Origin of the sequence: Lysinibacillus sp. LZ02, from assembly GCF_050613145.1 — a bacterium.
Taxonomy (GTDB): Bacteria; Bacillota; Bacilli; order Bacillales_A; family Planococcaceae; genus Lysinibacillus_B.
The window spans coordinates 4,141,328-4,159,198 of record NZ_CP192507.1 but is presented as its reverse complement, the minus strand read 5'-3'; the positions used below and the strand labels follow the sequence as shown (position 1 = coordinate 4,159,198).

Genomic DNA, 17,871 nt, shown 5'->3' with positions numbered 1-17,871 from the left:
AGCTACATGCAAAAAGTAAGCTTCTTTAAATCGATTCACGTAAAGCTGGTATTCATTTATATTTTATTAATTATTATTGCGCTCCAAATTATTGGTCTTTATTTCTCGAGAGAATTAGAACAAAATTTAAAGGATAGCTTCCAACAATCTATAATACAACGCATTGATTTAGTACAATACAGCATTCGTGAAGAAATTTTAAAAGAACGTGATGACACGACGATGCCTACACTGGAAGCAAGTTTAGGGATTATTTTACAAGAGTTTTCAACCGGAGATATAAAGGAAATTCGTGTAATCGATCATCGTAACCGTATTTTGGCCACATCTGATTCAAACAACCAATCGTTAGTAGGGCAGAAATCGAATGAGGATATCATACGTACAGCTATTTCATCTCAAACGCCTAGTGAAAAGATTGCACTTGATCCAGAAAATCGAAACCGAGTATGGGCATTAGCAACACCCATTTTAGCTACAGTTGGCCCAAATGGAGAAGTCCTTGGGGCTATTTATATTGAATCGGATATTGAAAAAATATTCGTGCAATTGAATGATATTAACCGCATTTTTGCAGCGGGTACAGCCATGTCACTCATCATTACGATTATTTTAGGAATTTTAGTAGCACGCACGATTACACGGCCGATTTCAGATATGCGTCGCCAGGCACAGGCAATGTCAAAAGGAAATTTCTCGCGAAAAGTGCGCGTGTATGGGACAGATGAAATTGGACAGCTGGCCATTGCGTTTAATAACTTAACCAATCATTTGCAAGAATCACAATCGACAACAGAAGCGGAACGTCGTAAATTGGCAAGCGTTCTTAGTAACATGACAGATGGTGTGATTGCAACGGATCGAAAGGGACGCATCATTTTAATTAATGATCCAGCAATGAGCATGTTGCATGTTACACGTGAAACGACATTAAATCGTCCGATTGCTTCTGTGCTAGGCATTGATCAAGATTATAGTTTTGAAGATTTAATTTATATGAAAGAACCTATGAACTTGAACTTTAGTACATCTGATGTGCCGTATATTTTACGTGCAAACTTTTCGGTGATTCAAAAGGAAACAGGCTTTGTAAATGGTCTGATTACAGTATTGCATGATATTACAGAGCAAGAAAAAATCGATATGGAACGCCGTGAATTTGTAGCAAACGTATCGCATGAGCTTCGTACACCACTAACAACGATGCGCAGCTATTTAGAGGCGTTAGCAGATGGTGCATGGAAAGACGAAAACATTGCGCCGCACTTCTTAAATGTCACACAGACAGAAACGGAGCGTATGATTCGTTTAGTCAATGATTTATTACAGCTATCGAAAATGGATAGCCAAGAATATGAATTAGATTGTGAATTTGTAGAATTTAATAAATTCTTTGAACGCATTATTGAACGTTTTGAAATGTCAAAATCGCAAAATGTAGAGTTTATTCGTTTATTGCCAGAGACGAGCTATTTCGTGGAAGTGGATACAGATAAATTAACACAAGTCATCGATAATATTATTTCAAATGCGCTGAAATATTCGCCGGACGGTGGGAATATCCGCTTCGGGTTTACAGTGCATGACAATATGTTAAAAGTAATGGTTTCCGATGATGGTATGGGGATTCCAAAAGAAAATGTTGGACGTATTTTTGATCGCTTTTACCGAGTAGACCGTGCGCGTGCTCGTTCGATGGGTGGGACAGGTTTAGGTTTAGCGATTGCGCGTGAAATGATTGAAGCGCATGGCGGAAAAATATGGGCAGAAAGTGAAGAGGGTGTAGGAACAACGGTTTTCTTCACATTACCTTATGAACTAGACGAAGCGGGGGATTGGGAATGAAATATATAGAACCGATTAAATCGTTTATATTATTCTTTCTTGTTCTCATGAGCCTGATGCTTACATTTATGACGTGGAGCTATAAACCTGAATATCCGTTTACGGAAGTCCCGCAGACGGATTATACTTTAATGGGCGATAAAAAGAGCCTATCAGATGTGATGAAGCCATATCGTATGCTTTTCTCAACACAGGAAGGCTTTTATGGCACAAGCTCGACAGTAGCAATTGATACGATTATGGACCATTTCCATGAGTTACAAGCTAAAAACTTTACGCTACTTAATGCCAATTTATCGAATGAAAAAACAAATGAAATGATACGTATCCAAAATCGTATGACAATGTTTTTCCAGATCGATATACCAATACAAGCATTTCAAGAGATTATTCCGATAGAGGATACGGAGTTTCACGATGCGACATTTAATCGACTCATGATTGACTGGAATACAGTTGAGGAGAATCGGCAAGTACAAGTATTCTTTGTAAGCACAAGTAATGAAACGGTGTATCGTGTAGATATAACGGTTGCGAATACAGAGGAATTTAAAGAGTTATTCGTTGGGCAACCTAAAAATTACTTACCATACAGAGAATTGGCTCGTGAACATCAACTGTCTCTCTATACAATAGTAGACCCATTAGAAGTGATACAGTATACGTACTTTGTTAATAATTTTTCATCCGATTTATTAAAAGAAGTATTATTTGAAGACACAAGCATTGTACAAAAAACAGTAGAAGGCTCACAGGAAAAGTACACAGATAGTATGTCTCTGTTAACACTCGATACAGATACGAAAATAATGAACTATGTAGACCCGGCAGCAGAAAGCATTGCAGGCATTGAACCTTACCGTTTAGTACAAGATACATTTGGTTTTGTCAATGAGCATGGTGGTTTTACCGGGGATTATCGTTTAGCAGCGATGAATTTGCAAAAGCATGTCATAGAATACCAGCTATTTTTACAAGGTTATCCTGTATTTAGTGGGAATGTCTTAACCCGTGTTTCTACCACATGGGGAGAGCAACGGATTTACCGTTACCGACGTCCATCTTATTCACTTGATATAGACATTACAGCGGTCAAAGCGATTAAGGTACTCGCTTCTGGTCATGATATTGTAGCTCATATTAATCGACATACGGAGCTTGATCTCGCGAAAGTGGATGATTTGGTCATTGGCTATTATTTAAGGCAAGGTGAAAATTCGGATTTATACATTTTGGAACCAAGCTGGTTTGCTATAACAGGTAGTAGTTGGACACGCCTTACGACAGAATGGGCTGGAGGTGATGAATATGGATTGGAATAAAACAAAATCTATATTCATTGGTGTCTTTCTAATTTTAAATATATTTTTGTATTCACAATATTTAAAGGCCTATAGCGAAGCGCAAAAGGTACAACCATTAGGACAAAATGATATTGAAGAACGATTAAAGGAAGAGGGGATTACATATGCAGGGCTACCGAATAATATCGAGAAAGCACCGTATATATCCGCTAAAGTCAAAACCTATTCGTTAGATGAACTTCCTACGAACAATAATCAACAATATCAACTGATTAGCGACAGTGAATTAGTCGTCACATTTAAAGAACCGATTAAATTAATTAGTACAAAGCAGCCGACTACGTTAAAGGATTTTGTAAGACAATATGTGTATGAAGGGACTTCATTTGAACTATGGGAGATTAATGAAGAATTACGCACGGCCACATTTTCTCAACGTTTTAATGAATACACCTTATACTACAATAAATACAGTAAAAACGGTTATGTCAAAATTCATTGGAATGCAAATGGCGAAGTGTTTATGTATGAGCAATCGATGCTTGAGAAAGTAGAAGTGATTGAACAACAAAAAGTAATTTTATCGCCGTTACAAATACTGCGCGTGTTGTATACAAAAAACTTATTGAAAACAGATTCACATATTGCCTCGATGAGATTAGGCTATTCCACGCTAATGCAGTTAACCCAAACACAAGTATTTACCCCTACATGGGAAGTACGTGTACGAACAGCTGAAGGTGAAGAGGAACAATATTTTGTGAATGCAATCCAAGGGAAAGTAATTGAATTTAAACCAGATATAGAAGAGGTAGTAGAAGAATAAAGGAGTTTCAATGATGCGATTTAGTGTTTTAGCTAGTGGCAGTACAGGTAATGCTGTATATGTAGAAAATGATGAGCATGCCTTTTTAGTGGATGTCGGCTTAAGCGGTAAAAAGATGGAGGAGCTCTTTTCAAAAATTGACCGTGATATGAAAAAGCTAACAGGCTTACTTGTGACGCATGAACATAGCGATCATATAAAAGGGCTTGGCGTTGTGGCCCGAAAGTATAATATTCCGGTGTTTGCTAATGCTAAAACATGGGAAGCGATGGATGGGCTCATCGGGAATATTCCAACCGATTTACGCTTCCAATTTGATATGGAAACGACAAAATCATTTGGCTCGTTGTCCATTCAATCATTCGCTGTTTCACATGATGCAGCAGATCCGATGTTTTATGTTTTTCACGAAAATGACCGCAAGCTCGCAGTGATGACAGACACTGGCTATGTGAGTGATCGCATGAAAGGGCATATACGTGGGGCAGATGCCTTCGTATTTGAAAGCAATCATGATGTAGGAATGCTACAAATGGGGCGCTATCCGTGGAGCATTAAACGACGTATTTTGTCCGATGTGGGACATGTATCCAATGAGGATGCAGCCGTGGCAATGAGTGAAGTGGTGTTTGAAAAGCCAACGCAAATGTATTTATCCCATTTAAGTAAAGATAACAATATGAAAGAGTTGGCACGTATGAGCGTAACCCAAACATTGCAGTCATGCGGTATTATTGAAGGGGAGTTTTTACATCTCCATGATACAGATGCAGACAAGCCGACGAAGCTTGTAACAGTATAAATTAAATGCCTTACGCAATTTTTGCGTAGGGCATTTTTAATGGAGTTTTAAAAAGTTTTCATGTAATTTTAATGTTTTTTGTGTAATTTATAAGTACACAATATAAAAAAGGGGGACAACAAATATGAATGAGCATCATGAACAATCCGATACACAATTGACACCTCTACAAGAACGATTAAAGCGGGAAGAAGAGGAACGAAATAAACGTGCAATGAAAAGAAAGAGTGGCAGTAAAGCAGGCTATTTTATGAGTAGCTTATCAGGGATCGTCGTCGGTGCTTTACTCATGTGGTTACTACTGCCATCGCTTGCAAATCAATTACCAGGAACAATGACTGAAACGAAGGATCAAGTAGGAACAGAGCAAACCGCTACTGTTGTCACAACGGATATTACAACGGCCGTTGAGAAAGTATCAGAAGCGGTTGTTGGTATTTCGAACTATCAAATTGTCCAAAATAATGTAGGTGGCTTCTGGTTTGGACAAGGCGGTATACAACAAAACCAACAAGAAGAAGGCGAACTTCAAGAAGCAGGGACAGGCTCTGGTGTGATTTATAAAATCGAAAATGGTGAAGCCTTTATCGTGACAAACCACCATGTTATTGAAAATGCAGAAAAGCTAGAAATTACATTAGCAGATGGTTCGAAAAAAGAGGCAACGTTAGTTGGAGGCGACATTTGGACCGATTTAGCGGTCATTAAAGTGAAAGCAGATGGTATTAAAACCGTCGCAAAATTTGGTGATTCCGATGTATTAAAACAAGGGGAAACGGTGATCGCTATCGGGAATCCGCTTGGTTTAGATTTTTATGGTTCGGTAACCGTTGGGGTTATTTCGGGTACAGACCGCGCAGTACCAGTGGACTTAAATGGCGATGGTACAGAAGACTGGCAATCTGAAGTACTGCAGACAGATGCAGCAATTAACGGTGGTAACTCAGGTGGTGCTTTGGTGAATATTAACGGTGATTTAATCGGTATTAACTCCATGAAAATTGCAGCAGAATCGGTAGAAGGTTTAGGATTTGCCATTCCAATTAATACCGTTATTCCCGTGATTCAGCAGCTTGAAACAAACGGTCAAGTAAAACGTCCAGCAATGGGTATTTCATTAATGGATTTAACCGATGTGCCAGCATTTTATCAAGCACAAACATTACAATTACCTGAAGGGATTACAACGGGTGTAGTTGTCGCAGAAGTGGTAGAAGGCTCTGCAGCTGACAAAGCGGGTATGAAACAATATGATGTCATTTTTGAAATGGACGGTCAACCAATTGAAAACAGCATCGATCTTCGCCAGCACTTATATACAAAAACAAACATTGGCGACACATTAAGTGTCAAAGTATATCGTGCAGGAAAAGTAGTTGAATTAAACTTAGTATTAAAAGAAAGCACGACATAACTGTGGATAACTGAATAAAACTTTTCACAGCAAGTAGGGAAAGAAAGGCTTTTCTTTCCTACTTGTTTTTTGTTTGTTACAATGGTTGTGGATAATTCTAAGAGAATTGTGAATAAGTTTGTGGAAATTTCAAACTATTGGAGGAAGAAAATAATGAAAAAATATAGCTGTGAAACCCATATAGATCATGCGTTAGACATGCTTGTAGCAGAAACCGAGGAATTTCCAATTATGGAAAAAATATTTGAAGAGGAAAAGTTATCCACAAAATGCTCTTACTGTGAAGAGTGTGCAACATATATTGTATCAAGTAAATAACTTTACACAATATATAGAAAGTGGTTGTGGATATGTGGATAACTTTTGTGGATAACGTGTTTGTAAATGAAATGTAAAGGTGGATAAGTTGTGAATATTACCATCATATCAGTTGGAAAATTAAAAGAGAAGTATTTAAAAATGGGAATTGATGAATATGCCAAACGTCTTTCTAGCTATGCGAAACTCGATTTTGTAGAAGTGCCAGACGAGAAGGCACCCGAGCAACTATCAGATGCAGAAATGGAGCAGGTGAAAAAAAAGGAAGGCGAGCGTATTTTAGCAAAAATCAATGACGGTACATATGTCATCGCGCTTGCATTAGATGGCAAAATGAAAACGAGCGAGCAAATGGCAGCCGATCTCGATGCACTCATGACATACGGCAAAAGCAAGGTTGCCTTCGTCATCGGCGGCTCACTCGGTCTACATGACGATGTATTAAAACGCGCCGACGAAAAACTATGCTTCGGCAAAATGACCCTCCCCCACCAACTAATGAAGCTTGTGTTGGTCGAACAGATTTATCGAAGTTTTAGGATTATTAAGGGTGAACCGTATCATAAGTAAATGAGGTTTTCTAATTGATACAAAGAAATAACAGATTGTAAGCCGCACCTTTTGAGTAAAATACAAAATTAAGTTAAATTATTGTCATTTTTAGACGGGTTTCTAAGAATTAATGTGACTATAAATCAAATTTTTTCTGGATGCTAATGGGAGGGAGAACATGAATTGCCGTAACGATATTTTAAGTGCTTGGATTATGATAGAACAACTATCGGAAGGCTCTATAAAAAAAAATGATAAATTGCTAAAGCCTTTACATACTACAAAGGATGAGTACTGGGATAGATTTTTTTCAGACTTTTTAATTGAACAAAAAGAACAACAAAATGTATCAGATAAGTCCTTTAATAAGTCGGGCTTAGTATTGTATTTTGATATTTTCAATTTTGAAGAAGTTGTTGAGATATTAAGGAATAAATATGGGATAGATAAAACCAACGATGAAGTTAGTAACTCTGAAAAATTTACTTTCTCATTATATTTTGATAACCAATTAAAATTTATAGCAGATAAAATGTTCTTTACGATGAGTGGTTATATCCACCAATATGGTAATTTAACGAAAGATTTTCTGGAATTTGAAAACTTATTTAGAGAAGATTTAAATAGGAAATTTGATGAGGATTTTAATACTACGATTTCTGAACTTTTCCGAAATTATAATGTTTCCAAAGAAAACTTCCGCTATAAATTTTTACGAAATTTGGATAATGAAGATGTAGATTTGCATTCGTTCTTTATAGAAGATTTGAATAAAGCAAAGACGATTACAAATAAAAATTTAGAAAGATATTTCAATGGTTTTTCTGGAGATAGAAAAAATCTAGATAGTAATAAAGAGTCAATTAATTTTAATTCACATATTTTTGAGACGATAGCCTTACAACCTAAATTTTATCCGTTAGGACGTTTTCCAAGTAATCCTGATCATGCACTTTCATTTATGCAACAGGCAGCAGTCAATTTAGCGTTAAATAGTGAAAATGATATTCGTAGTGTTAATGGTCCACCTGGAACAGGAAAAACAACGCTATTGAAAGATATTTTTGCTGATTTAGTAGTACAACAGGCAGCAGTGATTTCACAGCTAACTAATAAAAGGATTCAAGGTAGTTTAGTTTGGTGGGAAAATGCAAAACTTGGTGTTTTACCGCAATCTATTTCAGATAAAAATATAATTGTTGCAAGTTCAAATAATGGAGCAGTCCAAAATATTGTTAAGGAGTTACCAAAGAAAGAAGGGATTGCTGAAGATTTTCAAAATCAACTAGTCCAAGCGAATTATTTCAAAGATATTTCTAATTCTAAATTAACCAGCGAAGGTTTTGGGAAAAATCATAACATTATAAGTGAGCCTTTAAATGAAGAAAATTGGGGTACATTTTCGTTAGAAGGCGGAGCATCTACAAACATTAACAAATTACTTTTAAATATTGAAGCAATTGATAAAAATTTAGAAGATTATCAAGAGGATACAAGTGTATATCAAGAATTCTCACGTCTCTATGATAAGTTAAAAATTGAAAGAGAAAAAATGCAAGAATATAGTGAAAAAATGTATTATCTTCGAAAATTGCAAGTTAAATACGAAGAGACAAACATTACTTTTCAACAACAAGAAAAGAAAAAACGAACAGATTTGATTTTACAGGAAAAAGAAGCGAAAGTTGAAATTGAAAGACTGAGGCAAGAAAGCTTAAATCTGCAAAAAGATTTAATGAAAACTTCTACGGAACTTGAAAATTTACCTAATTTACAAGTTCAAGCTGAAAGGAATTTTAATGTAGTTACTTCACAAAGGCCAAGTTTTTTATGGTTTCAGAAAATATTTAATAAATCAAAAGTTGAGCAGTATTTCAAGGCTCTTAATAGTGCGAATGACTATTTAAATCAACTTGCTCAACAAAAAATCAAGTTGTCGAATGATCGCATGCAACTTGAAAATAGAGTAAAGCAAAATGCTGGAAAAAGCAGAAATATTCAAAAACAAATTCAGGACACAGAAGCTGTCTTCAAGCGATGGATGACTACACAACAAAATAATTTGAGTAAATTAGAACAAGAAATTGAATCATTAGAAAATCTCAAGAGTCAAAGTGGCATAAAGGAATTAGATTTTTCATTATCATATGATGAACTTCAAAAGTCTAATCCATGGTTTACGAAACAGTTCCGCATATTACAATCAAAATTATTTATTTCAGCTTTAAAAGTTAGAAAGCAATTCCTCTATGAAAACAGAAAAAGTTTGAAAGCGGCAAGGATTATTTGGAAAAAACAGACTGAATATATTGCGAAAGAGAATGGACATCAGCTTATATCAGAATCATGGCAATGGCTGAATTTCACTATTCCTGTTATCAGCACTACTTTTGCTAGTTTTGGTCGAATGTTTAAAAACCTTAAAGAAAATTCAATAGGCAATCTATTCATAGACGAGGCAGGTCAAGCACTACCACAAGCTAGTGTTGGGGCAATTTTTAGAAGTAAAAAAGTTATGGTTGTTGGGGATCCCTCACAAATAAGACCTGTATTAACCTTAGATCCAAATGTTCTAACCTTAATTGGAGGACATTATAAAGTAGATGAAAAATTTGTCTCTTCCGATGCGTCTACTCAAACAATTGTAGATGCTGCCAGTCAGTATGGGTTCCAAAAAAATGAAGATGAATGGATTGGTATACCACTTTGGGTACACAGACGTTCGAACTATCCGATGTTCACAATTTCAAATGAAATATCTTATGGTGGTTTAATGGTTCAAGGGAAAGAAGAAACTAAAGCACAAGGAATATCGGAATGGATAGATTCTATTGGTAAAGCAAATGATAAATTTGTTAAAGAACAGGCGTACATATTGAAAAGTCTAATTTCTAAACGGTTACAAGAAGATCTAGATTTAGCGAGTGAAATATATGTTATATCTCCGTTTAGAAATGTGGCTTATAAAATTGCGCAAATTTTAGATGAAATTAACTTTACTAAACGACAAGACGGTAAAACAACAAATGTTGGAACTGTTCATACTTTTCAAGGAAAAGAAGCGAAAATTGTTTATTTTGTTCTTGGAGCAGACTCAAGTAGTAAAGGAGCAGCGAGTTGGGCTGTTTCGGAACCAAATATAATGAATGTTGCTGCTACTCGAGCTAAAGAAGAATTCTATATTATTGGCGATAAGAAATTATATGCATCACTCGGCAGTGAAGTTGTAAATAAAACCATTTCGATTATTAATGACTATAATAGGGAGTAATTGCACTTAATATATTATGAGATTGTTAGAATTAATGAGCAATGGAAATCGATATATTTAAGAAGTAGTAAACCGCACTTACACCACTTAAGGCGAAACGTATCACAAGTAAGTACTATTAGTAAAAGGATGTTAGTCATTAAGCGACTATATAAGTCCATTTTCATCCCCCGACATACCGATTGGCTCCGAAAATCTTGTACCCCTTGCGAGCGAACCGTCTAATTTGCTTTCGTTTTAGTGAAAAAAATGAATATTTTCATTGAAATAATACGCTCTTTGAGTAGCTGCTGTGATAGAAAAGAGGGAAATTTACTAAAAAAGAGGGTTGCATGGAGGGCGGAAAAAGTGTCTTTTTAGATAAAAAACGAAAATAATTAATTTTTTATAAAAAATACATTGTTATCCAAAGTGATGAATACGTGTCTTTATGATGGAGTCACCCATAAAAAAATGATAATGTGCGATTTTTTCATAAGAAAATAATACGCTCACTTTTAAAGAACGACCAAAATTTCGATTGGGCATTTTTGATATACAACTTATTTGAGGATAAGTGCCATTTAGGTAAATAGACCCAATTTGACACTTATTTTAAATTAAGTTGTATCTCGATTTCGCTATTTGACATCACTAGCAGTAAAAAATCTTGCCGTTATTTTTAATTGAAGGGGAATAGTTCGCGGACGCAAAATGAAAATATGCGTTTTCTTTTTAGAAATGTAGCCTAGTCATTCATCTGTTTTTTCGCAACATCATAAAAACGAATGGACACTACATATGTCGGAATTTTTAATATGATTTATATAGTTGAGGATGTGTCGATGAAGTAAGCGAAAAATTAGTGGGATGGAATAAAATAATAGATAAAATGCTGTTGAAAAACAAACTATTTAGTAATATAATCTCTTTATTGGTTATTTATGTATGTTTTTTATGAATTTATTGGAGGTACTTACATGTCAGAAAAAAATTTCGTAGTAACATTATTACTTTGTTTCTTTTTAGGTAGTCTAGGTATTCATCGCTTTTATGTTGGTAAAATCGGTACAGGTATTTTAATGTTTATCACATTAGGTGGATTTGGTATTTGGACGTTAATTGACCTCATTATGATTATTGTTGGTAAATTCACTGATAAAGATGGTAATCTTATTAAATCTTAATTGAACATAAATAAGTGAATTATTGAAGTGATAGAAAGCGACAGGCACGTATATACTTTATGTATACGCTTGTTGTTTTTCTTTATAGAAGGACGATAAAAAGAAGGGAGACTTTTCTAAATGTCTACCCTTCTTAATTATTTAATGGCGCTGTGAGCGGATCTTATTGTTTTTTTACTTTACGATAACGGTACACTGGAGTCTAAAACAAAAATAAAGTGAAACAGAGCCCATTTAATAGTAATAATAGCTATCATTCATCATTTCTGCTGCAATACCTAGTACAAACGAAATAATCCCGATAACAACTGAAATAGCTAGACCAATCAACCCGAATATTAAAGCGGACTTTGCTGCTTTTGGTTGCTTATCTCTCCATACAAAGAACATAATAATGCCAAGTAGAGGGAAACAGCATAAGCTGAGTAAATTAACCCAAATGTTTGATGTATCATTTTGGGCAGCAGTTGTTTGGTTGCTAAATTTTAATACGTTAACACCACAATGTACACAGATTTCGGCATTCTCGTTAATACTAGAACCACAATTTGGACAATACATATTAACCCCCCTATATTTTAGAAAAATTCCCATTCGCCAACTTGCGTACCTTGCTGTTTTTTCTTAGCAATTAGTACTGCATCGATAATGCTAATAGGCGTTGTAATTAAAGAAGATAATCCAAATGTTAAAAATGCTAGTACGATAGAAACGATTAACATAACAATGCCTTTTGAAACTTGTCCCATTAGCATTTGGCCTAATCCAACTAGTAAAAAGCTTAGAAGTCCCATAATAGCAGGGTTAGTTGAATCTACCGTTTGTGTTTTTTTAATTTCTTTTAGCTGAGTACCACAGCTAATACACATTGCTTGGTTACTATTGACACTAGAGCCACATGAGTGACAGAAGTTTTTGGTAACATATGGACGTACGCCACATTTAGGGCAAATTTCTGCTAAATCAGAAATGTGTTCACTGCAATTAGTACAATGCATTTATAATCCTCCGTTCTAGTAACCTGATAATCCAATAATGAAGATTAGAGCATAGAATAATACAATAATTCCGATGTTAATTAGGAAGAATGTTAAAGCTGATTTAGCCGCAACTGGTTTTTCATTTTTCCAAACAAAGAACATAATTAATCCAACAAGTGGCACACAGCAAAGTGTAATAAGGTTAACGCCCCAGTTTGGTTTGTCTTCACCAACTGCATTTTTTACGCGGACACCACAGTGGATACAAATTTCTGCGTGTTCAGAAATTTGTTCGCCACAATTTTTACAAAACATAATAATACCTCCAATATTTTATATCATATATTTTTTTCCAACATATTGACCGAATACAAAAAAATAGTAACCGATAGTGTAGAAAATATAAATAATGCCAATCCCACCGGGTAATCCAGTGAGGAACCGTCTAATATTATTACTTGTCCATTTACCAAATAATTGTCCTGTACCATCAATAGCCATCGGTAAAATTAATAAGGCTATAATCCATAAATCAAATATGCCTAAAAGTATGACTAAGATTATGGATAAAAGATACCCTACTGCCATACCTGTACACCTTGCACATAGAGGGAATTTCTTCCCCTTGTAATGAAATGAACGGTCAGGTCTTTGATGGCAAAAGAAAAAAACTTGTAATATAAAATTGAAATTCTTTACCAAATTTGTAAACTCCTTTATTATTCTAGCGTATAGTATATAACAAAAATAAAAACTAGGGAATATGATACATTAGTTTTTTATGATAGAAATTAATTTGATAAATAGTTATTTTTTTGAAAAATGTATATGTTTGGATGAGGTTTTAGCTGATTTATACAGCAAATTAAAAGAGTTGCAAAGGAATGTGGTTGGAGAGTTTAGAAAATCAGATACCCACAAAAAACGCACTTACATTAGTTACGGTGAAACGTATCATAAGTAAGTGCGGTTTTTTATATAAGTGAACGGAATACATAAGACATCCATTTTAATGCTTAAGAATTGAACTACATTATGGCGGCAAGAAAGCTATAATCCCAAGTTTGTAAACATATAAACAGCAACTAATTATTGTTATCAAGTATATTTAGCAATAAGAAACTGCCCCCAATTGATAGATGTATCTAACAACGGTGGGGCAGTTCACTTGTTTTTCGGTGTTAATCATAACAAAATTTTGTACATATCTGTTTTATGTCTATTTTAGTAGGCATTTAAAGCTTAAATTGATGGACTAATCCATTTAGTTTTTCAGCTAATTTCGCAAGTTCGTCGGAATTATTGGCTACTTCCTCCATGGAGCTGTTTATTTGTTGAGACGAGGCAGAAGTTTGTTCGACTCCTGCAGCGGACTCTTCAGAAATAGCTGCAATTTCTGAGATAGAACCATTCATGATTTTACTGTCTGATGCCATACTAGCTAAGTTTTCTGCTATTACTTTGATACTGTTCGTCATGTCTTTTACAGATCCGCTTATTCTAGTAAAAGTTTCTTGAGTCGTTTTAATTTGACTTGTTCCTTGTTGAACTTCCGTATATCCATTTTGTAAGGATTCTGTTACTACACTGGATTCATTCTGTATGCCGGCGATAATGTCAGTAATGTCTACAACAGATGTAGAAACTTGTTCAGCAAGCTTTCTAACTTCATCTGCAACGATGGCAAACCCGCGACCATGTTCGCCAGCTCTGGCAGCTTCAATTGCTGCATTTAATGCGAGGAGATTCGTTTGGTCAGCAATGTCCTGAATAACAGAAACCAATTTTGATATTTCTTGAGACTTGCTATCTAACCCTTGCACTTTTTGAACTGCATTATGTACAATTTCATCGATCTTAACCATCTGCTTGTTAGAGGAGTCCATTAAACGGCTACCTTCATTCGTCATTTGTAACACTTCAATCGCGGCTTTTTGAATTTGCTCCCCATTTGTATGAGCATCTTGAACGGTAGTTGAAAATGATCCCATAATGGAGGCTAGTTCGCTTGCATTTTTGGCTTCTGCTTCTGTACCCGTGGCCAACTCGTGCATAGTAGTCGCAATTTGTTGAGAACCAGCGTTCACTTCATTGGCTGATTGGGCTAACTCTTCACTTTGACTTGTGATGGATTCAGAGACGACGTTTATTTCACTTAGTAATGCACGAATATTACTACTCATTTCGTTTGTTGCAATCACAAGCTGACCTACCTCATCCTGTGATTTTATTTCTAATGGTTCTTTGCTGATATCCCCACTCGCCATTAACTTCATGCGCCCCATAACTTTTATAATTGGCGTTGCAATGATAGTAGAAGTAATCAGTGCGGCAGCTAAACTAACCAATATCACTAAAATAATTACTATGGTGGCTATAAGTAATGTTTTTTGTCCATTTGCTACAATTTGGTTCTCTGCCTCAATAATTGAATTTCGACTTTTACTTGCTAGTTCTTCATATCTAGTCATTATTTTACGTACATCCGAATCTTTTTCTGCTAGGTTTTGTCGGGCTAACTCTTTATTTCCTTTGTCATACTCTTTGAATACTTCTTTTGCTACAAATTTTCGCCACTCAACGGTCTGTTTAATCAGATTGTTAAATTCCTCAGAAGCCCCGATCTCTCTAACAATTGCTTCATTATGCTTACCTTCTTCTGTATACTCGTTAAATCGCTCTTTATAGTCGCCACCATATAACACATAACCACGGGCTGTTGCTATTCGATTGGCCATTGTTCTGGCTATTTGCTCATTAGCAATTAATAGTGGCAGCTCTTTCTCTACAACATTTTTAGCTGTCTCATTATTCTTTTTGACTGCCGAATAATTGTAAGCTCCAAATAAAATGATAATTAAAATAATGAATGAAAACCCAAGTAATATTTTCGTTTTTATACTTTTGAAATTAAATTGTTGCTTCAATTCGCACACTCCAATTTCTAATAGTTTATATTTGGTAGTTGTTCAAAATAGCTACAACCCTTTACTACAAGTGCAACAATTTTTTTATTGTATGCGTCAGAGCCTTTTTATTTTATTGGGGTTTGACCATATAGTTCTGGATACTTAGTTTGGATTATATTTACTTTGTTTTATAACTATAATCATAGGTATTGTAACAAATTCAGTAAAAACATCAATATGTTATACAAATATTTACAATTTTAACAAACGTATTTTCTTATATATTATTTACTTTATTCATCAATGCTGTTTCAGCATCTTGAAATTTTTTGTAACGGAATACAATTTCAATAGTTATATAAGTGAAGGGGGAAAAGATATGGACTTTGAGGAAATCTATCAAGCGTATTTTCATGATGTGTATTTATATATGAAATCATTGTCGGTAGATGAAAATATTGCGGAAGAAATAACGCAAGAAACGTTTTTTAAAGCATTGAAGTCCATTCATCAATTTGATGGGAAAAAGGATATTCGGGCCTGGTTTTTTACGATTGCGAAAAATACATACTTTACGCATTACAAAAAGCAGCAACGTCAAATTAATCAGACGAGGGAAGAGACCTATAAATTAAAATATTTTACATTATTTGTATCAACAACGAAGGCATGGTAACCTATTATACAGTCATAGAAAGATAAGAGAATCTATTTGGAAATGGGGTTACTAAGATGAATAGTTTGCAAATATGTTTCAAACGATCGCTACAAGTAGTGATAGGGATGTTATTGTTTATCTTCGCACCACTCACGATTGCTCATGCCGCGGATTTTAGCCATGTAAATACGAAGGTGGCGAGTGATAAAACATGGACGATTACATTTAATGATCCGGTGCTAGAATCTAGTATTTCAAAGGATTCTATTTATGTGCTAGATAAAAATAATATAAAACAAGATACGTCTCTTTCCGTGAAAGGAAATGTTGTACTTGTACAAGCACCCGCACAGGGCTATGAACCTGGCCAAAGTTATACGTTACATATTACGGATTCAGTGAAAAGCCAAAAGTCCAATAAACGGTTAAACAAAGCTGTTATCAAACCGTTTACAATTGTTGAAGGCTATGCAGTGGTTGATATTCAAGCAGATGGGACGTATTCACCGATTGCCACTTATGCATCTTTTGAAGAAGCAAATGGTCACTTACAAAAACAGCAAGCCATTGTTTACAATAATAAATACGTCAAAATGCCAGCTGGATTTGTGGCTACAAGTCCTAAGAAAGTAACGCTGATTTATAAGCAAGCTACATTTACAGCGGGTTTTCAATACGCAGGTGTTGCTGCGGATACGGAGCTGCAGTATGTTGATGCTACCGCAGATTATGTGAAAGTTCATGTAGCTGGTCAAGATATGTATGTGAAGCATGAAGATGTCACGCTCATTCCTACAGCTGCGGCAAAAGGACAGTCTTATTATAGTGCAGATGATAAAGGCTTATGGCATCGTATTTATCACCATCATACTGGTACGTATGATAGCAGTTACTTAATAGGAGATAAGCCTGCATTTTTACAGCGTAATGTAGATTATTACAGTACAGACGGCGCTACTTTTGTGGATGCGAATGGACAAGTGGTTGGTGAAAGCTATGCTTATTTTCAATATATATCACCACGTGTCCCGACAAGCTATAGCGCAGAGCAATTGAATGCTTTTATTGCTAAAGAACTACAAGTTAGGGAACAGTCAGGGAATAAGCTTTATGCTAATGCGACAACGAAAAGTCCATTGCAAAACATGGGTGCTTTGTTGAAGGAGATGGAACAGCAGTATCGTATTAATGCGTTGCTTATTCTGTCAACCGCTATACATGAGAGCAATTATGGTATGAGCTGTCATGCGCAAAACTATAATAATCTGTTTGGCTTAAAAGTAACGGATACGAATAGTGCTTGCTCAATGAACGTGGATAAAACGTCATCAAAATATTTCACATCGATTGAAAAAAATGTTCAGGCATTAGTGGAAAATTTAAATCAGTACTATTTAGACCCACTTAATATGAGTGACTGGCGTTACAATGGAGTTGCACTTGGTAATAAGATGGTTGGCATGAATGTTCGTTATGCATCAGATCCATATTGGGGATCTAAAATAGCAGGTCATATGTACCGTGCGGATCAAGCACTTGGCGGTAAGGATTACAAGAAATATCGACTTGGCTTTACATCGACGGCGAATGTGAGCGTTCGGACAGCACCGCTTGTTACAACAGGCGCTCAGGACAATCGTGCCTATCAGTATAAGCTGGATTGGACGATTAAACGTTTAGATCACATGCCGATTACTCTTTCAAATACTTCATCCGAAAAAGCGGATTGGTTACGTGTCATCTCAGAACGGACTACAGATATAACAGATTTATATACAGTTAATGAGAATGTCCGTCATGTGAATGTATATTAATTATTTAGCATC

General features: G+C 35.4%; 16 protein-coding genes. 11 read left to right on the top strand and 5 right to left on the bottom strand.

The annotated features are described in order from the left end of the window. Nucleotides 1–6 precede the first annotated feature (6 nt). The 9 genes from walK (at nucleotide 7) to ACQQ2I_RS20150 (ending at nucleotide 11,498) form a co-directional block, all read left to right on the top strand. A complete protein-coding gene (walK, locus tag ACQQ2I_RS20190) occupies nucleotides 7–1,845 on the top strand; it encodes a cell wall metabolism sensor histidine kinase WalK (protein ID WP_431028505.1) in 1,839 nt (612 codons plus the stop codon). Beyond that, entirely contained in the window at nucleotides 1,842–3,167 is a 1,326-nt protein-coding gene (locus tag ACQQ2I_RS20185) for a YycH family regulatory protein (RefSeq protein WP_431028504.1), read from the top strand. Before walK ends, ACQQ2I_RS20185 begins: the two co-directional genes overlap by 4 nt. Then, nucleotides 3,154–3,975: a two-component system regulatory protein YycI gene (locus ACQQ2I_RS20180; protein ID WP_431028503.1), complete on the top strand. Its 822-nt coding sequence runs from the start codon at nucleotides 3,154–3,156 to the stop codon at nucleotides 3,973–3,975. Before ACQQ2I_RS20185 ends, ACQQ2I_RS20180 begins: the two co-directional genes overlap by 14 nt. Nucleotides 3,976–3,988: 13 nt before the next feature. Beyond that, entirely contained in the window at nucleotides 3,989–4,777 is a 789-nt protein-coding gene (locus ACQQ2I_RS20175) for an MBL fold metallo-hydrolase (RefSeq protein ID WP_431030561.1), read from the top strand. Nucleotides 4,778–4,901: 124 nt separating this feature from the next. Next, nucleotides 4,902–6,191: a S1C family serine protease gene (locus ACQQ2I_RS20170; protein WP_431028502.1), complete on the top strand. Its 1,290-nt coding sequence runs from the start codon at nucleotides 4,902–4,904 to the stop codon at nucleotides 6,189–6,191. Between the two features lie 153 nt (nucleotides 6,192–6,344). Continuing rightward, nucleotides 6,345–6,509 carry a CxxH/CxxC protein gene (locus ACQQ2I_RS20165; protein ID WP_431028501.1) on the top strand — a complete coding sequence of 55 codons (165 nt, stop codon included), beginning with the start codon at nucleotides 6,345–6,347 and terminating at the stop codon, nucleotides 6,507–6,509. A gap of 90 nt (nucleotides 6,510–6,599) precedes the next feature. Further along, nucleotides 6,600–7,079 carry a 23S rRNA (pseudouridine(1915)-N(3))-methyltransferase RlmH gene (rlmH, locus tag ACQQ2I_RS20160; protein ID WP_431028500.1) on the top strand — a complete coding sequence of 160 codons (480 nt, stop codon included), beginning with the start codon at nucleotides 6,600–6,602 and terminating at the stop codon, nucleotides 7,077–7,079. A gap of 160 nt (nucleotides 7,080–7,239) precedes the next feature. Beyond that, a complete protein-coding gene (locus ACQQ2I_RS20155) occupies nucleotides 7,240–10,332 on the top strand; it encodes a DEAD/DEAH box helicase (protein WP_431028499.1) in 3,093 nt (1,030 codons plus the stop codon). A gap of 959 nt (nucleotides 10,333–11,291) precedes the next feature. Next, the gene (locus tag ACQQ2I_RS20150) at nucleotides 11,292–11,498 is read left to right on the top strand and encodes a TM2 domain-containing protein (RefSeq protein WP_431028498.1); all 207 of its coding nucleotides are present in this window, start codon (nucleotides 11,292–11,294) and stop codon (nucleotides 11,496–11,498) included. Between the two features lie 234 nt (nucleotides 11,499–11,732). Here the strand turns inward: ACQQ2I_RS20150 and ACQQ2I_RS20145 are convergent, their stop codons facing one another. From ACQQ2I_RS20145 to ACQQ2I_RS20125, 5 genes are all read right to left on the bottom strand, one after another. Next, nucleotides 11,733–12,059, bottom strand: a complete 327-nt coding sequence (locus ACQQ2I_RS20145; protein ID WP_431028497.1) for a zinc ribbon domain-containing protein — start codon at nucleotides 12,057–12,059, stop codon at nucleotides 11,733–11,735. 17 nt (nucleotides 12,060–12,076) lie between these two features. Continuing rightward, nucleotides 12,077–12,496: a double zinc ribbon domain-containing protein gene (locus ACQQ2I_RS20140; protein WP_431028496.1), complete on the bottom strand. Its 420-nt coding sequence runs from the start codon at nucleotides 12,494–12,496 to the stop codon at nucleotides 12,077–12,079. Between the two features lie 15 nt (nucleotides 12,497–12,511). After that, on the bottom strand, nucleotides 12,512–12,793 hold the full coding sequence (locus ACQQ2I_RS20135; RefSeq protein ID WP_431028495.1) for a zinc-ribbon domain-containing protein: 282 nt from the start codon (nucleotides 12,791–12,793) through the stop codon (nucleotides 12,512–12,514). 18 nt (nucleotides 12,794–12,811) lie between these two features. Continuing rightward, the gene (locus ACQQ2I_RS20130) at nucleotides 12,812–13,180 is read right to left on the bottom strand and encodes a DUF2085 domain-containing protein (RefSeq protein ID WP_431028494.1); all 369 of its coding nucleotides are present in this window, start codon (nucleotides 13,178–13,180) and stop codon (nucleotides 12,812–12,814) included. Nucleotides 13,181–13,713: 533 nt separating this feature from the next. Continuing rightward, nucleotides 13,714–15,414, bottom strand: coding sequence for a methyl-accepting chemotaxis protein (locus ACQQ2I_RS20125; protein ID WP_431028493.1), 1,701 nt, complete (start codon nucleotides 15,412–15,414; stop codon nucleotides 13,714–13,716). 352 nt (nucleotides 15,415–15,766) lie between these two features. Between ACQQ2I_RS20125 and ACQQ2I_RS20120 the strand changes: the two genes are divergently transcribed. After that, nucleotides 15,767–16,063, top strand: a complete 297-nt coding sequence (locus ACQQ2I_RS20120; protein WP_431028492.1) for an RNA polymerase sigma factor — start codon at nucleotides 15,767–15,769, stop codon at nucleotides 16,061–16,063. 56 nt (nucleotides 16,064–16,119) lie between these two features. Further along, nucleotides 16,120–17,859 (top strand): N-acetylglucosaminidase, encoded by a 1,740-nt coding sequence (locus ACQQ2I_RS20115; protein ID WP_431028491.1) that lies wholly within the window; start codon nucleotides 16,120–16,122, stop codon nucleotides 17,857–17,859. Nucleotides 17,860–17,871: the final 12 nt, after the last annotated feature.